The following is a 19,486-nucleotide window of genomic DNA, read 5'->3' as shown; positions in this document are numbered from 1 at the left end:
CCGAAAGAGGTCGGCTCGAGGAGGAAGACATGACGACCAAGTTCGCCCGCCTTCGCCTGTCGCTCCTGGCGACCTGTGTTGCGTTGGCGGCCCTTCCGGCGGCCGCCCAGACCGTCTACGGCCCCTACAACGCCGACCTGCCGCGCGGCGGCGACGGCCTGTCCAAGCCCCTGGCGGGAAGCCCGCTGCCGGCGGAAGGGCCGTGGTCGCTGCAGGGCTGGATCTCGCCGGCGACGACGTCGTCCGGCCGCGTCGTGGTGGCCGGGCTCGGCGATACGGCCAGCGGCGGGCGGTTCCTGGTCCTCGAGGACGGCGCGCCGGCCGTCCTGACCGGCTCGACGGTCGTGAAGGGGCCGGGCGCTCTGAAGCCCGGCGGCTGGACCCACCTTGCGGCCGTGTCGGACGGGGTCAAGGTCACGCTCTATGTCGACGGGGCCAAGGCAGCCGAAGGGCCGGCGGCGCCGGTCGCTTCGGCCGCGACCGTGCAGCTGGGCCCGCGCAAGCCGGGCGCGCCGTTCGGCGGCAAGGTCGCCGGCTTCACCGCCCAGGCGGGCGCCCTGACCCCGGCCCAGGTCAAGGCCCTGGCGGCCGCCAAGCCCGACCCGGCCCTGACCGTCTACGAGCCTGGCAGCCCGACCTGGCCGGTGCAGGTGCGCCAGATGTACGGCCAGGTGACGCCGCAGGACGCCTGGACCCGGCCCAGGACCAAGGCCCCGTTCTCCAAGCCCGTGGCGATCGCGCCCTATGCCGGTCCCGCCCTGGTCGCCGCTCCCGCCTCGGAAGGCGCCGCCGCCTGGACCTTGAAGCGCTGGTCGCTGGTCGAGGCGCCGAAGATCAGTGCTGACGGGACAGCGCTGTCGAAACCCGGCTACGACGCCAAGGCCTGGTACGCCGCCACCGTGCCCGGCACGGTCCTGACCACCCTGGTCGATCGCGGCGTCTATCCCGATCCCGACTATGGCCTGAACAACACCGTCATCCCCGAGAGCCTGAACAGGCAGGACTACTGGTACCGGACCGAGTTCACCGCCCCCGAAGGCGTAGGGGCCGGCCAGGACGGCCGCCACCAGGCGCTGGTCTTCAAGGGCGTCAACTACGCCGCCGAGGTCTGGCTGAACGGCGAGAAGCTGGGCGTGCTGAAGGGCGCTTTCATCCGCGGGCGGTTCGACGTCACCGGCAAGCTGAAGCCCGGGATCAACGCCATCGCGGTCAAGGTCTCGCCGCCGCCGCATCCGGGCCTGGCCCACGAGGAGAGCCTGACCGCCGGGGTCGGCGAGAACGGCGGCATGCAGGCCCTGGACGGCCCGACCTTCATCGCCAGCGAGGGCTGGGACTGGATCCCCAGCGTGCGCGACCGCAACACCGGCCTGTGGCAAGACGTGGTGCTGACCTCGACCGGCCCGGTGCGGATCGGCGACACCCACGTGGTCACCACGCTTCCGAAGTCCGACAACAGCGTCGCCGAGGTCGAGATCGCCGTGCCGGTGGAGAACCTGACGAACGCCCCGGTCCAGGCCACGGTGCGGGCCGCCTTCGACGACGTCGCCGTGGAGAAGACCGTCACGCTCGCCCGCGGCCAGGGCGAGGTGCTGTTCAAGCCCGCCGACTTCCCGCAACTGGCGATCAAGAACCCCAAGCTCTGGTGGCCCAACGGCTACGGCCAACAGGTTCTGTACGGCCTGCGGGTCCTGGCCAATGTCGACGGCCGGACCAGCGACCAGAAGGACAGCCGCATCGGCCTGCGCCAGATGACCTACGAGCTGTCGCTGATGGACTCGCACGGCGAGCTGCGGCGGGTGGGGGTCGACTACGCCAAGGCCCGCCAGCTGGGCCAGGACGTCACCGACGGCAGCCACGAAGGCGTGCGCAAGGTCGACGGCGGCTGGGCCACCTCGCTGACCAAGGTCGGCGAGACCTCGCCGGCCGTGAAGGAGGCGCCGGACACCGGCCTGACGCCCTACCTGGTGATCAAGGTCAACGGCGTGAAGATCGCCGCGCGGGGCGGCAACTGGGGTACGGACGACTGGCGCAAGCGCGTCGAACGCGAGCGGCTGGAGCCCTATTTCCGCCTGCACAAGGACGCCCACCTCAACATCATCCGCAACTGGGTGGGGCAGAACACCGAGGACGTCTTCTACGACCTGGCCGACGAGTACGGCTTGCTGGTGCTGAACGACTTCTGGGCCTCGACCCAGGACTACCAGCTGGAGCCGCAGGACGTGCCGCTGTTCCTGGCCAACGCCGCCGACGTGATCAGCCGCTACCGCAACCACCCCTCGATCGCCCTGTGGTTCGGCCGCAACGAAGGCATCCCGCAGCCGATCCTCAACGAGGGACTGGAGGCGCTGGTCCACGACCTGGACGGCACGCGCTGGTACACCGGCAGCTCCAACCGCGTGAACCTGCAGAACAGCGGGCCCTACAACTACCGGGAGCCGGAGACCTATTTCACCGAGCACGCCAAGGGCTTCTCGGTGGAGGTCGGCACGCCGTCGTTCCCGACCCTGGAGGCGTTCGAGGCGGCCGTGCCCGCGCCGGACCGCTGGCCGATCAGCGACGTCTGGGCCTATCACGACTGGCACCCCACCGGGAACGGCGCGACCAAGACCTTCCTGGACGCCATGACCGCCAAGCTGGGCGCGCCGACCAGCCTCGAGGACTTCGAGCGCAAGGCCCAGCTGATGAACTACGAGACGCACCGGGCGATCTTCGAGGGCATGAACCAGGAGCTATGGACCAAGTCGTCGGGTCGCCTGCTGTGGATGACCCAGCCCGCCTGGCCCTCGACCATGTGGCAGATCCTCAGCCACGACTACGACACCCACGCGTCGTACTACGGAACCCAGAAGGCCGCCGAGCCCGTCCACGTGCAGATGAGCCTGGCCGACCACCGGCTGGCGGTGGTCAACAACGGCCTGACGCCGATCTCGGGCGCGAGCCTGCGGGCCCGGGTGCTAGGGCTGGACGGCAAGGTCCTGGACGACCGCACCGCGCGGATCGACGCCGCCGCCGACGCGGTGACTTTGGGCGAGGTTCTGGACCTGTCGGGGCCGCTGGGCCAGGGGGCGGTGGTGGTGCGGCTGGACCTGACGGCCGCCGACGGGACGGCGCTGTCGAGCAACCTCTACTGGGTAGCCAGGGACGCCGAGGGCGAGCGCAGGCTGTCGGCCATGACGGCCCAGCCGGTGTCGATCGTGGCGACTTCGTCGGTCTCGGGCGCGGAGACGGCGGTCACCGTGACCCTGGCCAATACGGGTTCGGCGCCGGCCCTGAACGGCAAGTTGACCCTGGTCGACGCCAAGGGCGCGCGCATCCTGCCCGCCTATTACGCCGACAACTACGTCTCGCTGCTGCCCGGCGAGCGGCGGACGGTCGAGGTCCGCTATCCGGGCGCGGGGCGGGCGGGGGCCAAGGTCGAGCTGCGCGGCTGGAACGTCGTCCCGACGGTGACGACCATCGGGGAGGCCCGATGATGCTGGATCGTCGCGCCCTGCTGGCGGCGGGTCTCGCCGTCCCCGGTCTGGTCCTGGCCCAGACGCCCGCCCCCGCGCCCGCCTGGCCCAGCGAGGAGGAGCGGCTGCGCACCGACTGGCCGTTCCTCCAGCGCTACGCGGCCGAGAACGCGGCGGACAAGACCCTGCCGGTCGAACGGCGGCGGGTGGTGTTCATCGGCGACTCGATCACCCAGGGCTGGCGCGATTCCCATCCGGCCTTCTTCGCCGACAACGGCTTCCTCGGGCGGGGGATCGGCGGCCAGGTGACGGCCCAGATGCTGGTGCGGTTCTGGCCCGACGTGGTGGCGCTGAAGCCGGCGGCGGTGCACATCCTGGCCGGGGTCAACGACATCGCCCAGAACGCCGGACCCTACGACCCGGCCGCCACCCAGGCCGATCTGATGGCGATGATCACCCTGGCCCAGGCCAACGGGATCGCGGTGATCCTGTCGACGGTCTTGCCCGTCGCGGAGTTCCCCTGGAAGCCCGGCCTGGGGCCCACGGCCAAGGTCCGGGCCCTGAACGATTGGCTGAAGTCGTACGCCGCCCAGCGCGGCGCGACGGTGGCCGACTACACCCGCGTGCTGGACGACGGGGCGGGCGGGATGAAGCCGGGCCTGGCCTATGACGGGGTACATCCCACCCGCGAAGGCTACGCGGTCATGGAACCCGTGGCCCTGGCGGCGATCGCCAAGGCCCTGGCTTGAGGGCGATCTGCCGTGCTCCGGGCGTGACCTGAAAGTCGCATAACGAAAATCAGTTTCGGAATCTCCCGTCCAATCTGACAGCGCTGTTGACAGCGCTGTCGGTTCTCCATAGGTTGAGGCTACCGGCACTCAAAAATAAGCCGGAAATCCACGGGAGGATGCGCACGCATCCCTCAAAACTCCGCATCTTGGCTCGTTCGGCTCCGCTGATCGAGAACGAGAACTGCTGCCGCACATCAGGGGAATGCACAATGACTACAAAGTCTTATCGATCGCGCACGGCTCTGCTCGGCGCCGCCTCGGCCATGGTGCTGCTGAGCGCCGGCCAGGCCCTGGCCCAGACTGCGCCGGCCAAGAACGAGGAACCATCCCAGGTTGATGAAGTCGTCGTCACCGGCTTCCGGGCCTCGCTGGCCAACGCCCTCAGCCTGAAGAAGAACTCGGACCAGATCATCGAGTCGATCACGGCCGAGGACATGGGCAAGTTCCCCGACCAGAACATCGCCGAGTCGCTGCAGCGCCTGCCGGGCGTGCAGATCGACCGCGAGAACGGCCAGGGCACCAAGGTCCGCATCCGCGGTCTGGACCAGAACATCACCCTGCTGAACGGCGACACCTTCCTGTCGGGCCTGGAAGCCTTCCGCCTGGGCGAAGGCAACCTCAAGCAGACCAATTCGCTGGAGGGCATCCCGTCCAACCTGCTGGCCGGCGTCGATGTGATCAAGTCGCCCCAGGTGGATCAGCTGGCCGGCGCCCTCGGCGGCACGGTCAACCTGAAGACCCGCAAAGCGCTGGACATGGCGGACGACTTCACCGCGTCGCTGGACGTCGCGGGCAACCAGGGCTCGACCGACGGCAAGCTGAAGCCGAACCTGTCGGCGGTGATCGGCTACAAGATCACGCCGGACTTCGGCCTGCTGGGCAGCTTCACCTACGACGAGAACTGGATCAACACCGAGGTGCTCAGCGGTGAGAACCGCGGCGGCTGGGCCTATCTCAACCGCCCCACCGCGACGGGCAACAACCAGGTCCAGACCGGTACGACCAATCTCTGGTCGCCGGAATACCGCTACAGCAACAACCGCCACCAGGAGCGCAAGCGCACCGCCTTCTCGCTGAACGCGGACTGGAACGTCTCCGACACCGTGACCCTGACGGCCGACTGGTTCCACTCGGACCTGAAGATCTTCACGGGCGAGCACTCGCTGAAGTGGGCCTACGCCAACGAAAACGCGATGTACAACTCGCAGGGCCTGGTGAAGAGCAGCAACGACGTCCTGCAGTCGGGCACGGTCACCGCCAACTCGTCGGAAGGCGACACCTTCGCCAAGAACGCCAAGTCCAAGACCGACAACGTGCAGTTCGCGCTGGACTGGAAGGGAACCGACCGCTGGAGCGGCGAGGCCCGCGCGGCCTGGTCGAAGACCGACTACAAGTCCAACTCGGCCCAGGTCGATACGCGCTACACGCAGTACACCGTGCGTGACGGCGTCGCGGGCTTCGCCCCGAACGCCACCGCACCGGCCACCGCGACCTACAGCTTCACGAACGGCGCCTATCCGATGTTCACGCCGGCGGCCAACCTGGCCACCGCCATGACGACGCCGAGTTCGGTGTTCTTCAAGTCGCACTGGGCGTTCGGCGACAAGACCGAGCTGGACAACAAGGCCCTCACCGGTGACCTGCACTACCGTCCCGAGTTCGGCGAAGGCGCCAACATGCTGCTCAGCGCCGGTCTGCGTTACTCGGAAGACAAGGTCACCTCGGACTACGGCCGCTACCTGAACGACCTCTCGGGCAAGGGCGAGCTGCCGGCCAGCGCCCAGGGCACCACCGACCACGGGGTGTTCGTCGACTGGACCCCGCTGGGCTACTTCCAGGACGGCGCCATCGGCCTGAAGAAGTGCGACATCGCCTTCTACGGCTGTTCGCGCTTCGGCAACTCGGTCGCTGTGAACACGCCCTACCAGACCGCCGCCACGGCGCCGGGGCGCGCGGTCACCGACAACGTGCATGGGGTGAACGCGCTGTTCCAAGACTATGGGCAGATGAAGAACCCGGTCGGCTGGATCCAGGGCCTGTATCCGTCGACCAAGTTCGCCTTCTACCGCGACCCGATCGAGTCCTTCAAAATCAAGGACGAGACGACCTCGGGCTATGTGATGGCCGACCTCGGCGACGAGGGCTACCACATCAACGCTGGCGTCCGGGTGGTGCACACCAAGCTGGTCATCGACTCGTCCAACACGCCGGTGACCCCGCTGTGGTGGGGCACCGACAGCTGGAACGGCATCCTGAAGAACCCGGACAGCGAACGTACGGTGCGCGAGTACACGGACGTGCTGCCGCAGATCAACGCGGTGTTCAACGTCACCGACCAGGACAAGGTCCGCGCCAGCGGCGCCCGCGTCGTGGCCGCCCAGAACCTGTTCCAGCTGGGCCAGGGCGCGTCGTACAACTTCACCCGCTCGTCCACCCCGGGGCCGAACTTCGACAAGTTCCTCTACACCAACGGCAGCGGCGGCAACCCGGACCTCGATCCGTTCCGCGCGTCGCAGTTCGACCTGACCTGGGAGCACTATTTCGGCAGCCAGGGCCTGGTCTCGGCGGGCGTGTTCTACAAGAGCATCGACTCGTTCATCGTCCCCGAGACCTTCCCGGTGACGGTGAAGGACCAGTCGGTGGCGGGGGCCACGACCGGTACGTTCGACTCGGTGGTCAACGGCGAGGGCGGCGAGATCAAGGGTCTGGAAGCTCAGGCGCAGTACGCGTTCGAGAACGGGTTCGGCTTCACGGCCAACTACACCTACTCGGACTCCAAATCGCCCGAGTTCACCGACTTCTCCAAGAACCTGCCGATCCCCGGCGTGTCCAAGCACGCCTTCAACGTCCTGGGCTATTTCGAGCGCGGTCCCTTCTCCACCCGCCTGTCCTATGCCTGGCGTGACAAGGCTTACCTGGGCGCCTTCAGCTTCGGCGCCAACCCGGACACCCACAGGCTGGGGATTTTCAACGAGGCCTATGGTCAGCTGGACGGCCAGATCGCCTACGACATCACCAAGGACCTGAAGGTGACGTTGGAGGGTTCGAACCTGACCAAGGAAGACAACAAGGCCTACCTGCAGTTCTCCGAACTGCCCTTCCGTTTCGTGTCGGGCGACCGCCGCGTGACGTTCGGTCTGCGCTACCGCTTCGGCCGCTAGCACCGAGGCAAGGCCCGGCCATGGCTCCTCGCGGGCCATGGCCGTCGCCCTTGAGCGTCGCCGCCGCCCGGCTCAGGATCGCMGGGCGGCGGGACGTCACCAAGCTGGAAGGACGGCGAGATGTCTGACGGAAACTGGATCCAGAACATCGTCATCGTCGGGGGCGGAAGCGCCGGATGGATGACCGCCGCCGCCCTGGCGCGCGGCCTGGACCGCCGCTACCGCATCCAGGTCGTCGAATCCCAGGACATCGGCGTCGTCGGCGTCGGGGAAGCCACGATCCCGCCGATCCGCCTGTTCAACGCCATGCTGGGCCTGGACGAGGCCGAGTTCATGCGCGAGACCCAGGCCACCTACAAGCTGGGCATCCAGTTCCGCGACTGGGGCGCCCTGGGCCAGTCCTACTTCCACCCGTTCGGCGTCTACGGCCTCAACGCCGAGCTGGGCCACTTCTTCCAGTACTGGCTGAAGCTGGACCACGAGGGCGGGGCCCTCGACCTGGCCGACTATTCGCTGTGCGCCCAGGCCGCCAAGGCCGGCCGGTTCGACCGGCAGAGCGACGATCCGCGCGACCCGATGTCGACCTTCGGCTTCGCCTATCATTTCGACACCATCCTCTACGGCCAGTACCTGCGCCGCTTCGCCCAGAAGCTGGGCGTGGCGCGCACCGAGGGCGAGGTCGTGCAGGTCGATCAGCATCCCGAGACCGGCTTCGTCACCGCCCTGCGGCTGAAGTCCGGCCAGGTCGTCGAGGGCGACCTGTTCATCGACTGCTCGGGCTTCCGCGGCCTGCTGATCGAGCAGACGCTGAAGGCCGGCTACGAGGACTGGTCCGACCTGCTGCCGATGGACCGGGCCGCCGCTGTCCCGTGCGCCCTGCGCGGCCCGCTGTCGCCCTACACCACCTCGACGGCCCGCGAGGCCGGCTGGCAGTGGCGGATCCCGCTGCAGCACCGGGTCGGCAACGGTTACGTCTATTCCAGCCGCTTCATCTCGGACGAGGCGGCGGTGGAGACCCTGACGGCGAACCTGGAAAGCGAGCCCCTGGCCGAGCCGCGCCTGCTGCGGTTCAACACCGGCCGCCGCCGTCGGATGTGGGACAAGAACGTCGTCGCCATCGGCCTGTCCAGCGGCTTCATGGAGCCCCTGGAGTCCACCAGCATCCATCTGATCCAGGCCAGCATCAACAAGCTGCTGCAGCACTTCCCCGACCGGGCGTTCTCGCCGGCCAACCGCGACGTCTACAACCGCCGCATCCAGGTCGACATGGAGACGATCCGCGACTTCCTGGTCCTGCACTACAAGGCCACCGCCCGCGACGACGCGGCCCTGTGGTCCTATGTGCGCCAGATGTCCATCCCGGATTCGCTGGCCGAGCGGATCGAGTTGTTCCGCGAGCGCGGCCAGCTGGTCATCCATCCCGACGAGATGTTCACCCCGACCTCGTGGCTGGCGGTGCTGCTGGGGCAGGGCGTGCGTCCGCAGTCCTATTCGCCGCTGGTGGCGGGCCAGGACAGCCGGGCGATCGCCGACGGCTTCCGCAACATGAAGGCCCTGATCGCCCGCCGCGTCGAGGCCATGCCCAGCCACGCCGACTATCTCAAACGCCACGGCCTGTGGGCCGCCGAGGCCGCCATGGCCTGACGCCGCCCGGCGCCGGACCCTCGTATCGACATCCAGGGAGGATCGCCGAGGTACCGCTATCAAATGTCTGGACAGCGCTGTCAATCCATGGTGCAGTCAAGGCTGAAGAGGGGCGCCAGCCCCCGTTTCAGGGAAGGAAACACCTAGAGCCCGCGCCAGCGCGCCCGACAGCGGCGAGCGGCGTCCCACGAATTCCTCTGCGTCCCATTCCAGCGCCGATCCGTCGGCGGGGACGACACGCCGGCGTCAGACCCCTCCGACGTCGGCGCGACTGGATGCCCTTCATCGGGGGCTCTCCAAACTCCGGCGCGACGACGTTCTCCCCGTCGCGCCGGTTCTTTGCCGCGCAATTCCGCCCGCGCACCCGTCGCCCGGGCCGCTTCTCGAAGGTGTTGAATGACCGTTTCGCCTCGCCGCCTGCTGATTTCGGCCCTCGTCGCCTCGACCGGTCTGGCCTCTTTCAGCTTGGGGGGCGCGGCCTTCGCGCAGTCGAGCCCGGCGCCGTCGACCATCGCCCATCCGGACCAGTGGCCCGCGGCGGCCAGCCCGGCGGCGATCACCGACGCCAAGACCGAGGCCTTCATCACCCAGCTCATGGCCAAGATGAGCGTCGAGGAGAAGGTCGGCCAAACCATCCAGGGCGACATCGCCTCGATGACCCCGGCCGATCTGGAGAAATATCCGCTGGGCTCGATCCTGGCCGGCGGCAACTCGGCTCCGGGCGGCAATGACCGCGCCCCGCCCCAGGCCTGGATCGACCTGGTCGACGCCTATCGCAAGGAAGCCCTGGCCGCGCGGCCCGGCCACACCCCGATCCCCATCCTGTTCGGCATCGACGCCGTGCACGGCCACAACAACATCGTCGGGGCGACGATCTTCCCGCACAACATCGGCCTGGGCGCCATGCGCGACCCGGCCCTGATCCGTCGCATCGGCCAGGCCACCGGCGAGGAGGTGGCGGTGGTCGGCGGCGACTGGACCTTCGGGCCGACGGTGGCCGTTCCGCGCGACGACCGCTGGGGCCGCAGCTACGAGGGCTATGCCGAGGACCCCGAGGTGGTGAAGTCCTATTCCGGCCCCATGACCCTGGGCCTGCAGGGCGAGCTGAAGCCCGGCCAGACCCTCGGCGCCGGCCACATCGCCGGCTCGGCCAAGCACTTCCTGGCGGACGGCGGCACCGAGGGCGGCAAGGACCAGGGCGACGCCCGGATCTCCGAGCAGGAGTTGGTCGCCATCCACGCCCAGGGCTATCCGCCCAGCATCGACGCCGGCATCCTGACGGTGATGGCCTCGTTCTCCAGCTGGAACGCCCAGAAGATCACCGGCAACAAGACCCTGCTGACCGACGTGCTGAAGGGCCGGATGGGCTTCCAGGGCTTCGTGGTCAGCGATTGGAACGCCCACGGACAATTGCCGGGCTGCACCAACGTCAGCTGCCCGCAGGCGATGAACGCGGGCCTGGACATGTACATGGCCCCCGACAGCTGGAAGGGCCTCTACGACAACACCCTGGCCCAGGTGAAGTCGGGCGAGATTCCGATGGCGCGGCTGGACGACGCCGTGCGTCGCATCCTGCGGGTCAAGGTCAAGGCCGGGCTGTTCGAGCGCGTGGCGCCGACCGTCCAGGGCAAGCTGGACCGCCTGGGCGCCGCCGACCACCGGGCCATCGCCCGCGAGGCCGTGGCCAAGTCGCTGGTGCTGCTGAAGAACGACGGTGTCCTGCCGGTCAAGCCGGGCGCCAGGGTGCTGGTGGCGGGCGCCGCCGACGACATCGGCAAGGCCTCGGGCGGCTGGACCCTGACCTGGCAGGGCACGGGCAACAAGAACAGCGACTTCCCGCACGGCCAGTCGATCTGGGGCGGGATCGAGCAGGCGGTGAAGGCGGCCGGCGGCCAGGCCGAGCTGGCGCCCAACGGCCAGTTCAAGACCAAGCCCGACGTCGCCATCGTCGTCTTCGGCGAGGATCCGTACGCGGAATTCCAGGGCGACGTGGCCCATCTGGGCTACCAGCTGGGCGACAAGACCGACCTGGCCCTGCTGAAGAAGTTGAAGGCCCAGGGCATCCCCGTCGTCTCGGTGTTCCTGTCGGGCCGTCCGTTGTGGGTGAACCCCGAGATCAACGCCTCGGACGCCTTCGTGGCCGCCTGGCTGCCGGGCTCGGAGGGCGGCGGCGTGGCCGACGTGCTGGTGGCCGGCAAGGATGGCAAGCCGGCGCGCGACTTCCAGGGCAAACTGGGCTTCTCGTGGCCCAAGCGCGCCGACCAGGGGCCGCTGAACCGAGGCCAGCCCGGATACGACCCGCAGTTCGCCTATGGCTACGGCCTCAGCTACGCCAAGCCCGGCCAGGTCGCGGCCTTGTCGGAGGACGCCGGCAACGTCGCCGCCGCCGGCAGCGTCGACCGCTACTTCGTCGACGGCCGCCTGCCCGCGCCGTGGCGCATGGACTTCCTGGGGGCGGGATCGGTCAAGACGATCGACGCCGGCGCCCAGGAGAACGCCCGCCAGGTCGCCTGGACCGGCCAGGGCATGCTGGCCATCCACGGCCCGCCGGTCGACCTGTCGCGCCAGACCACCGGCGACATGGCGGTGATGGTCCGTTACCGGATCGACGCCCCTCCGACCGCGCCCGTGACGATGAGCATCGGCTGCGCCGACGACGCCTCGTGCGCCGGGACGATCGACGTCTCGACCCTGGTCAAGGCGGCCAAGCCGGGCGAATGGCGCAGCGCGAAGATCAAGCTGTCCTGCTTCCAGGCGGTCGGGGCCAAGATGGACCACGTCACCGCGCCGTTCGTGATCGGCACGACCGCGCCGTTCGGCGTCACCCTGACCGAGGTGCGCCTGGCCTCCAACGAGGGCGACGCGATCTGCCCGAAGTAGGGTCCGACAAGGTTCGAGGAGGCCAGGCCCAAGCCGGGGTCTGGCTCCACGCGGGCGGGCTTGGCTATAGTGACGCCATGTCCCGCACCACGCCCGCCACCCAGGCCCTGACCAAGGCCGGGGTCGACTTCACCGTCCACGCCTACGACTACGACCCGGACGCCGACAGCATCGGCCTGGCCGCGGCCGCGGCCCTGGGCGAGGACCCCAGCCGGGTGCTCAAGACCCTGATGGCCCTGGTCGACGGCAAGCCGGTGCTGGTCATCGTGCCTTCCGACCGGGAGGTGGCGATGAAGAAGCTGGCCGCCGCCGTCGGGGGCAAGTCGGCCCAGATGATGAAGCCCGCCGACGCCGAGCGGATCAGCGGCTACAAGGTCGGCGGCATCAGTCCCTTCGGCCAGCGCAAGGCCCTGCCGGCGGTGATCGAGGCCGACGCCCTGGCGGAGACCTACGTCTACATCAACGGCGGCCAGCGGGGCCTGCAGGTGCGGCTGGACCCGAACGCGGCGCGCGAGGTGCTGAGGGCCGTGGCGGCCCAAGTCTCAGCCTGATCCCTCTCCCCTTGCGGGAGAGGGTGGCCTCGCGGAGCGAGGTCGGGTGAGGGGTCTCTCAGAATTCTCCGGACGGGGCTTTCGACCCCTCATCCGTCGGCTTCGCCGACACCTTCTCTCGCAAGGGGAGAAGGACTCTAACCCCGATACCGCATCGCCACGTCGCACCGCTCGTAGCGGCTGCCGAACAGCGCCATGATCTCGGCGTCGTGCTGGAAGCCCAGCTTCTCGTACAGGTGGATGGCCGGGCCGCACTTCCTGTTGGTCAGCAGGTAGAGCCGGTCGGCCACGCCCATGGCCTTGGCCCGCTCGATCGTCGCCGCCAGCAGGAACTCGCCGACCTTGCGGCCACGCGCGGCCTCCAGCACGCCCATCTTGGTCAGTTCGAACCAGCCGTCCTTCATCTTCATGACCGCGCAGGTCCCGACCACGCCCAGGTCCGGCGTCTCGGCGAACAGCACCGCCCCGCCCTTGTCGACGATCAGGCCGCGCGGGTCCTCCAGCAGGCGGATGTCGTTCTCCTCGAGCACGAACATCCGCGAGATCCATTCGGCGTTGATGTCGTGGAAGGCCTGGGCCAGGTCGTCGGAGAAGTCGCGCACGCGCATCTCCGGGGCCATGATCCGGTCCACCAGCGAGCGCCGGTCCAGTTCAGCCTCGATCATCTCGATCTCCTTCAGCAGGGCGGCGTGGCGACCGCCGCACAGCGACACGGCCGCGGCCTCGACCCGGGGCCACAGGTCACGCTCCAGCCGGTCCATCAGGGCCTCGCCGTCCGGGCTCAGCGACAGCAGCTTCTGGCGCTGGTCGCGGCCTTCGCGGCTGGCGTCGATCAGGCCCTGCTCCATCAGGGCCTGGATGGCGCGAGTGGCGGTCGGCTGGCTGATCCGCAGGTGCTGGGCGACGCCGCCCACGGTCTGGGGGCCCTGCTGGCGCAGCACGGCCAGGAACTGCTGCTGGGCCGGCTGGATCGGCAGGTCCATGGCCTGGAGCGTGGCGGCCGCGTCGGTCTGCAGCCGGTCGGCCAGGCGCTTCATCCGGCTGCCCAGGAAGGTCACGCCCAGGTCGGCGAGGGTGTCGGGGGTCATGATCGCGGTCCCGAGATCGAAAGTATGTCGCTATATATACATAGCTATGTAATTTGCTTGGCAAGAGAAAATTCGCGTTGGGTGCGCCAGCCGACACAGGAACCAAGCGCGCCGAGATGGTGTTCTCAGCCTCTCCAAGCGCCGAACGGCGGGAAACGTCATGACCTCGCTGCTCCGCCGCGTCCGCTCGATCGCCCTGTTCGAACAGCTGGGCCCCGGCCTGGTCACCGGTGCGGCCGACGACGATCCGTCGGGCATCGCCACCTATTCCCAGACCGGCGCGCGGTTCGGCTATGGCCTGCTGTGGACCCTGCTGCTGACCTATCCGCTGATGTGCGCGATCCAGCTGGTCAGCGGCCAGATCGGCCGGGTCACCGGCAAGGGCCTGGCCCGCAACATGGGCGAGGTGATCCCCAGGGGCGCGGTGACGGCGCTGGTCGCCCTGCTGTTCGTCGCCAACACCATCAATATCGGGGCCGACCTGGCGGCCATGGGCGCGGCGGCGCAGCTCCTGGCGCACGGCGGCGCGCACCTGTTCACGATCGGCTTCGCGCTGGGGTCGCTGCTGCTGCAGATGTTCATCCCCTACAAGCGTTATGTCCGTATCCTGAAATGGCTGACCCTGGTGCTGTTCGCCTATGTGGCGGTGGTGCTGGTCGTGAAGCTGGACTGGGGCGACGTCGCCCGAGGCCTGGTCATGCCCGACCTGAAGCTGCTGGGCTCCAAGGACGCGATCACCACGATCGTGGCGGTGTTCGGCACCACCATCAGCCCGTACCTCTTCTTCTGGCAGACCGCCCAGGAGGTCGAGGAGGTCGACCACGACGACGCGGCGCACCCCCTGACCGAGGCGCCCGAGCAGGCCAAGCCGGAGATGCGCCGCATACGAACCGACACCTTCTTCGGCATGGCGGTCTCGAACCTGATCGCCCTGGCCATCATGATCGCCACCGCCGCCACCCTGCACGCCACGGGCAAGACCGAGATCGCGACAGCGGCCGACGCGGCCAAGGCGCTGGAGCCGGCGGCGGGCCAGTTCGCCTTCCTGCTGTTTTCCCTGGGAATCATCGGCACCGGCCTGTTGTCGATCCCGGTCCTGGCCGGCTCGGCCGCCTATGCGGTGGGCGAGACCCGAGGCTGGACCTGCGGGCTGGACAACAAGCCGTGGGAGGCGATCGGCTTCTACACGGTGATCGGCGCGGCCACCCTGCTGGGCGTGGGCCTGGACCTGCTGAAGATCGATCCGATCCAAGCCCTCTTCTGGAGCGCGGTGATCAACGGCGTGATCGCCGTGCCCATGATGGTGGTGATGATGCTGGTCGTCTCGCGGCGCGACCAGATGGGACGCTTCATCGCCGGGCCGACCCTGAAGCTATTCGGTTGGCTGGCGACGGCGGTGATGGCGGTCGCGGCGGCGGCGATGTTCGTGGCGATGGCCTGAGCGCGCGTCGTTCGCCGAACCGTGTCCTGGCGGCAACAAGGTAAACGTCAAGTCGTGCCGGCGGGCGCGACGGTCTTGTCCGCCGACGGGGATCGTGAGATCAGCGCACCCCCGATCCAGCTCCGGAAAGCCGCCGCCGCATGACCTTGAACGCCGCCCAGCCATACAAGCCACCGATCCCGGTGCGATGGCGCGCGTCGTGCGAGCCGCGCCCGCTTCGTCCGCAAGACCTCCAACACCGCTAGCGACGACCGCCCCGGCCGTCGCCGGGAGCTATCGATGACCACCCTCGTTCTGGCCCAGGCGACCGAGCTCGCCTCGCCCCTGCTGCGCCTGATCGCGCCCGCCTATGCGGACGTGCTGGCCGCCCTGTGGCCCGCGCCGCATACGCCCTTCGTCACCGCCCCGACGGCGCGGCGGCACCTGATCTGCCTGATGCTGGCCACCACGGCCGACGGCCGGGCGGCGATCGATGTCGACCTGCTGCTGGAGGCCCCGCTGCGCAAGGCCGTGCGCCTGGTGCTGGACCCCGCCCCCGAAGGCCTGGCCCGGGCGCTGGAGCGGCTGGGCGAGATCGCCTGGGCGCCGGAGGACTACCGCGTCCTGGTCGCCCTGTTGGCCGATCCCAAGCCGGCCAAGACCCTGCGCCACGCCGACCGGATCGATCCGATGCAGGTGCGCACCCTGGGCGCCCTGCCACGCCCGCTGCGCGACGCCGGCGGGGCGGCCGTGCGGGTCAGCGCCGCCCAGGCCAAGCTGCTGGCCGAGGCCCACGTCCTGCTGGCCCGCCGCCTGCCGGAGGCGGTGCTGGCCGAGCGGATCGCCGTCTGGACCCGCGCCCCCACCGCCAAGACCCTGTTCAACCTGGTGGCCGACGACTTCCGACGCGAACTGCCCAAGCCGCCTCATCCGGGTACGGAGCGTCTGCGGCCGCTGGAGACCGTAGCGGCCATCCGCGACGCCGCCCGCCGCTACCGCAACTGCCTGGCCAACTATGTGGACGCGGCCGTCGACCGCCGCTGCGCCATCTACGAATGGCTGCCGGCCCCCGGCGCGGTCATCGAACTGACGCCCGACACCTATTTCGGCTGGCGGCTGGACCAGGCGCGTCTGGAGAACAACAAGTCGGTCGACGACGCCACCCGCGCCGCCATCATCGAGGAGCTGCGCGGCATGGGCATCCACGTCGGCCGCAGCGCCTGGCAGATCCGCCACGCCCTGGAGCGCGCCGGCTCGCCGGGGTTCGAACTGGAGTCGGTGGATGCGGCGATCGCGGACTATTTCACGGACGATTGATTGTCCGCGTTATTAGCGCACAAGTAGAAATTATAGAATTGCAACCCGTAATCTCGGGTGCAATGCTTATGCGGAATCGGGAACGCGATGGCGCTGCGGTTGTTCGCGCCAAAGGAAATCATCATGACGGGGTTTCGTCGTGTCGCTGCCCGAGCGGCGGCGTCGATCGTGTTCGCGCTCGCGACCTTCTGCACCTTCGGCCCGGTCCAGGCCGCCGCCATCGGCGCCGAGGTGATGCTGGTCAACGCCCAGACCAACAAATGCCTGACCATCGCGGGCGGGGTCAGCACCGAGAACAATGTCGAGACCGTGCAGTTCAACTGCGACGCCGACCCGTCGAGACGTTGGACGCTGAACCAGGTGGCCGGGTACGACATCTACCAGATCCGCAACGTGCGCACGGGCAAGTGCCTGACCATCGCGGGCGGGCGCAGCACCGACAACAACGTCACCGCGCTGCAGTTCAATTGCGACGCCGATCCGTCGCGCACCTGGCACATCAGCGATGTCGGGGGCAACGGCCTGCACCAGATCCGCAACGTCCAGACCGACAAGTGCCTGACGATCGCCGGTGGGCGCAGCACCGACAACAACGTCACCGGCCTGCAGTACAATTGCGACGGCGACCCGTCGCGGACGTGGATCCTGCGGCTGAAGCTCCAGCGGCCGGGGGAGTAGCGAAGGCTGAAAGCCACACGCCGTTGTCATCCCGGACAGCCTCTGCGAGGCTTCCGGGATGACAACCGGCGCTAGACGTCCACCTCGGCGTCCAGGGCGTTCTCCTGGATGAACTCGCGGCGCGGTTCGACCAGATCGCCCATCAGGCGGCTGAACATGTCGTCGGCGTCGTCGGCGTGGTTGACGCGGACCTGCAGCAGGGTGCGGGCCTCGACGTCCAGGGTGGTTTCCCACAGCTGATCGGGGTTCATCTCGCCCAGGCCCTTGTAGCGCTGGATCGACAGGCCCTTGCGGCCGGCGTCCAGCACCGCGCCCACCAGGTCCAGCGGACCGCGCACGGTGGTAGACTTGTCCTTGCGGCGGAAGATCGCCGAGCCCGAGAACACCTCGGCCAGGGCGCCGGCGCGTTCGGCCAGGCGACGAGCGTCGGCGGCGTGCAGCAGGCCGTCGTCCAGGACCACGGTCTCGGTCACGCCGCGGCGGATGCGGGTGAAGACGAAGGCGGTGTCCGAGCGCTCGCCCGACCACGGGCCGTCACCTTCCTCCGCATACAGATCAAGTCGCTTGGCGGCGGCGGCGATGTCGGGCTTGTCGCCGAACAGGCCGGCCAGGGCCGCCTGCTCGATGGCGAAGGCCGGGGCGCGCTGGGCCAGGCGGTCGATGTTGCCCTTGGCCTGGCGGGCCAGTTGGACCAGGGCCAGCAGGTCCTGGCTGGTGCGGCGCTCGCCCGAGGCCAGGTCGAGCTCGGCGCCGTCGACGCCCTCGTCCACCAGGAAGGCGTCCATCTCGGCGTCGTCCTTCAGGTAGCGCGACGACTTGCCCTTGGCGGCTTTGTAGAGCGGCGGCTGGGCGATGTAGATGTAGCCCCGCTCGATCAGCTCCGGCATCTGACGATAGAAGAAGGTCAGCAGCAGGGTGCGGATGTGGGCGCCGTCGACGTCGGCGTCGGTCATCAGCACGATCTTGTGGTAGCGCACCTTGTCCGGGTTGAAGTCGTCGCGGCCGATGCCGGCGCCCAGGGCCGTGATCAGGGTGCCGATCTGGTCGGACGACAGCATCTTGTCGAAGCGCGCGCGCTCGACGTTCAGGATCTTGCCGCGTAGGGGCAGGACGGCCTGGTTGTCGCGGTTGCGGGCCTGCTTGGCCGAGCCGCCGGCCGAGTCGCCCTCGACGATGAAGATCTCGGACTTTGCCGGGTCGCGCTCGGAGCAGTCGGCCAGCTTGCCGGGCAGGCTGGTGATGTCCAGGGCGCTCTTGCGGCGGGTCAGTTCGCGGKCCTTGCGGGCCGCTTCACGGGCGGCGGCGGCCTCGGCGATCTTGGAGACGATCGCCTTGGCTTCGTTCGGATGCTCCTCGAACCAGGTGGCCAGGCCTTCCTGCACCAGGCTCTCGACGGCGGGGCGCACCTCGGACGAGACCAGCTTGTCCTTGGTCTGCGAGCTGAACTTGGGGTCCGGCACCTTGACCGACAGCACGCAGGTCAGGCCTTCGCGGGCGTCCTCGCCCCCGACATTGACCTTCTCCTTCTTGGTGATGCCCGAGCTCTCGGCGTAGTTCGTGATGATGCGCGTCAGGGCGCCCCGGAAGGCCGACAAGTGCGTGCCGCCGTCCCGCTGGGGGATGTTGTTGGTGAAGCACAGCATGTGCTCGTGGTAGCTGTCGTTCCACCAGACGGCCAGGTCGACCTCGACCTTGTCCTTCTTGCCGCGGATGACGATCGGCGTCTTCAGCAGCGGGGTCTTGGCCTTGTCCAGGTGGCGCACGAAGGCCTCGATGCCGCCCTCGTAGTGCAGCTTCTCGACCCACGGCTCGGCGTCGCGCTCGTCCTTGAACCAGATGGTCACGCCCGAGTTCAGGAAGGCCAGCTCGCGCAGGCGGTGCTCCAGCGTCTTCCGGTCGAAGTCGATGAAGGCGAAGGTGTCCTTGGACGGGAAGAAGGTCACCTCGGTGCCGGTCAGCACCTCGCCGGCCTTGGGACCCTCGGTGCGGATGGGCGAGTCGCCGGTCACCTTCAGCGAGGTCACCGCGTCGCCGCGCTCGAAGCGCATCTGGTGGCTGTGGCCGTCGCGGTGGATCTTCAGCTCCAGCCAGTCGCTGAGCGCATTGACGACCGAGACGCCCACGCCGTGCAGGCCGCCCGAAACCTTGTAGCTGTTCTGGTCGAACTTACCGCCGGCGTGCAGCTGGGTCATGATGACCTCGGCCGCGCTGACGCCCTCGCCCTCGTGGATGCCCACCGGGATGCCGCGGCCATCGTCGGTGACCGTCACCGAGCCGTCGGCGTTGAGGATCACCTCCACCTTGGTGGCGTGGCCGGCCAGGGCCTCGTCGATGGCGTTGTCGACCACCTCGTAGACCATGTGGTGCAGGCCCGAGCCGTCATCGGTGTCGCCGATGTACATGCCGGGGCGCTTTCGCACCGCGTCCAGGCCCTTGAGCACCTTGATGGAGTCGGCGCCGTACTCGCCCGTCATCACTTCGGGGGCCGACATCTCCGAGCCGTC

General features: G+C 68.7%; 11 protein-coding genes. 9 read left to right on the top strand and 2 right to left on the bottom strand.

The window, feature by feature from the left end; all coding sequences use genetic code 11:
• Positions 1-29: 29 nt before the first annotated feature.
• From AC1U89_RS00690 to ybaK, 6 genes are all read left to right on the top strand, one after another.
• Positions 30-3,473, top strand: coding sequence for a glycosyl hydrolase 2 galactose-binding domain-containing protein (locus tag AC1U89_RS00690; protein ID WP_479897718.1), 3,444 nt, complete (start codon positions 30-32; stop codon positions 3,471-3,473).
• Positions 3,470-4,201: an SGNH/GDSL hydrolase family protein gene (locus AC1U89_RS00685; protein ID WP_479897717.1), complete on the top strand. Its 732-nt coding sequence runs from the start codon at positions 3,470-3,472 to the stop codon at positions 4,199-4,201. Before AC1U89_RS00690 ends, AC1U89_RS00685 begins: the two co-directional genes overlap by 4 nt.
• Before the next feature lie 251 nt (positions 4,202-4,452).
• The gene (locus AC1U89_RS00680) at positions 4,453-7,404 is read left to right on the top strand and encodes a TonB-dependent receptor (RefSeq protein WP_479897716.1); all 2,952 of its coding nucleotides are present in this window, start codon (positions 4,453-4,455) and stop codon (positions 7,402-7,404) included.
• Between the two features lie 120 nt (positions 7,405-7,524).
• Positions 7,525-9,048 (top strand): tryptophan halogenase family protein, encoded by a 1,524-nt coding sequence (locus AC1U89_RS00675; protein WP_479897715.1) that lies wholly within the window; start codon positions 7,525-7,527, stop codon positions 9,046-9,048.
• A gap of 396 nt (positions 9,049-9,444) precedes the next feature.
• A complete protein-coding gene (locus AC1U89_RS00670; RefSeq protein WP_479897714.1) occupies positions 9,445-11,928 on the top strand; it encodes a glycoside hydrolase family 3 protein in 2,484 nt (827 codons plus the stop codon).
• A gap of 77 nt (positions 11,929-12,005) precedes the next feature.
• A complete protein-coding gene (ybaK, locus tag AC1U89_RS00665) occupies positions 12,006-12,479 on the top strand; it encodes a Cys-tRNA(Pro) deacylase (RefSeq protein ID WP_479897713.1) in 474 nt (157 codons plus the stop codon).
• Positions 12,480-12,616: 137 nt separating this feature from the next.
• Here the strand turns inward: ybaK and AC1U89_RS00660 are convergent, their stop codons facing one another.
• The gene (locus tag AC1U89_RS00660) at positions 12,617-13,567 is read right to left on the bottom strand and encodes a bifunctional helix-turn-helix transcriptional regulator/GNAT family N-acetyltransferase (RefSeq protein ID WP_479897712.1); all 951 of its coding nucleotides are present in this window, start codon (positions 13,565-13,567) and stop codon (positions 12,617-12,619) included.
• 160 nt (positions 13,568-13,727) lie between these two features.
• Between AC1U89_RS00660 and AC1U89_RS00655 the strand changes: the two genes are divergently transcribed.
• The 3 genes from AC1U89_RS00655 to AC1U89_RS00645 all read left to right on the top strand — a co-directional run bounded on the left by AC1U89_RS00655 (position 13,728) and on the right by AC1U89_RS00645 (position 16,982).
• Positions 13,728-15,008 carry an NRAMP family divalent metal transporter gene (locus tag AC1U89_RS00655; protein ID WP_479897711.1) on the top strand — a complete coding sequence of 427 codons (1,281 nt, stop codon included), beginning with the start codon at positions 13,728-13,730 and terminating at the stop codon, positions 15,006-15,008.
• A gap of 279 nt (positions 15,009-15,287) precedes the next feature.
• Positions 15,288-16,304 carry a hypothetical protein gene (locus AC1U89_RS00650; protein WP_479897710.1) on the top strand — a complete coding sequence of 339 codons (1,017 nt, stop codon included), beginning with the start codon at positions 15,288-15,290 and terminating at the stop codon, positions 16,302-16,304.
• A 123-nt stretch (positions 16,305-16,427) separates the two neighbouring features.
• A complete protein-coding gene (locus AC1U89_RS00645) occupies positions 16,428-16,982 on the top strand; it encodes an RICIN domain-containing protein (protein ID WP_479897709.1) in 555 nt (184 codons plus the stop codon).
• Positions 16,983-17,053: 71 nt separating this feature from the next.
• Here AC1U89_RS00645 and gyrB read toward each other — a convergent pair whose 3' ends face one another.
• A complete protein-coding gene (gene gyrB, locus AC1U89_RS00640) occupies positions 17,054-19,474 on the bottom strand; it encodes a DNA topoisomerase (ATP-hydrolyzing) subunit B (RefSeq protein WP_479897898.1) in 2,421 nt (806 codons plus the stop codon).
• Positions 19,475-19,486: the final 12 nt, after the last annotated feature.

The organism is Caulobacter sp. 05T431, from assembly GCF_056665975.1.
Note: the sequence above shows the minus strand (reverse complement) of the source record. Positions and strands in the feature narration are given on the sequence as shown.

What these genes read in the sequence shown, in the direction of transcription:
- AC1U89_RS00685 (WP_479897717.1), top strand. Translation starts at nt 3,470, where the DNA reads ATGATGCTGGATCGTCGCGCCCTGCTGGCGGCGGGTCTCGCCGTCCCC.
- AC1U89_RS00650 (WP_479897710.1), top strand. Translation starts at nt 15,288, where the DNA reads ATGACCACCCTCGTTCTGGCCCAGGCGACCGAGCTCGCCTCGCCCCTG.
- ybaK (WP_479897713.1), top strand. Translation starts at nt 12,006, where the DNA reads ATGTCCCGCACCACGCCCGCCACCCAGGCCCTGACCAAGGCCGGGGTC.
- AC1U89_RS00680 (WP_479897716.1), top strand. Translation starts at nt 4,453, where the DNA reads ATGACTACAAAGTCTTATCGATCGCGCACGGCTCTGCTCGGCGCCGCC.
- AC1U89_RS00690 (WP_479897718.1), top strand. Translation starts at nt 30, where the DNA reads ATGACGACCAAGTTCGCCCGCCTTCGCCTGTCGCTCCTGGCGACCTGT.
- AC1U89_RS00655 (WP_479897711.1), top strand. Translation starts at nt 13,728, where the DNA reads ATGACCTCGCTGCTCCGCCGCGTCCGCTCGATCGCCCTGTTCGAACAG.
- AC1U89_RS00675 (WP_479897715.1), top strand. Translation starts at nt 7,525, where the DNA reads ATGTCTGACGGAAACTGGATCCAGAACATCGTCATCGTCGGGGGCGGA.
- AC1U89_RS00660 (WP_479897712.1), bottom strand. Translation starts at nt 13,567, where the DNA reads ATGACCCCCGACACCCTCGCCGACCTGGGCGTGACCTTCCTGGGCAGC.
- AC1U89_RS00645 (WP_479897709.1), top strand. Translation starts at nt 16,428, where the DNA reads ATGACGGGGTTTCGTCGTGTCGCTGCCCGAGCGGCGGCGTCGATCGTG.
- AC1U89_RS00670 (WP_479897714.1), top strand. Translation starts at nt 9,445, where the DNA reads ATGACCGTTTCGCCTCGCCGCCTGCTGATTTCGGCCCTCGTCGCCTCG.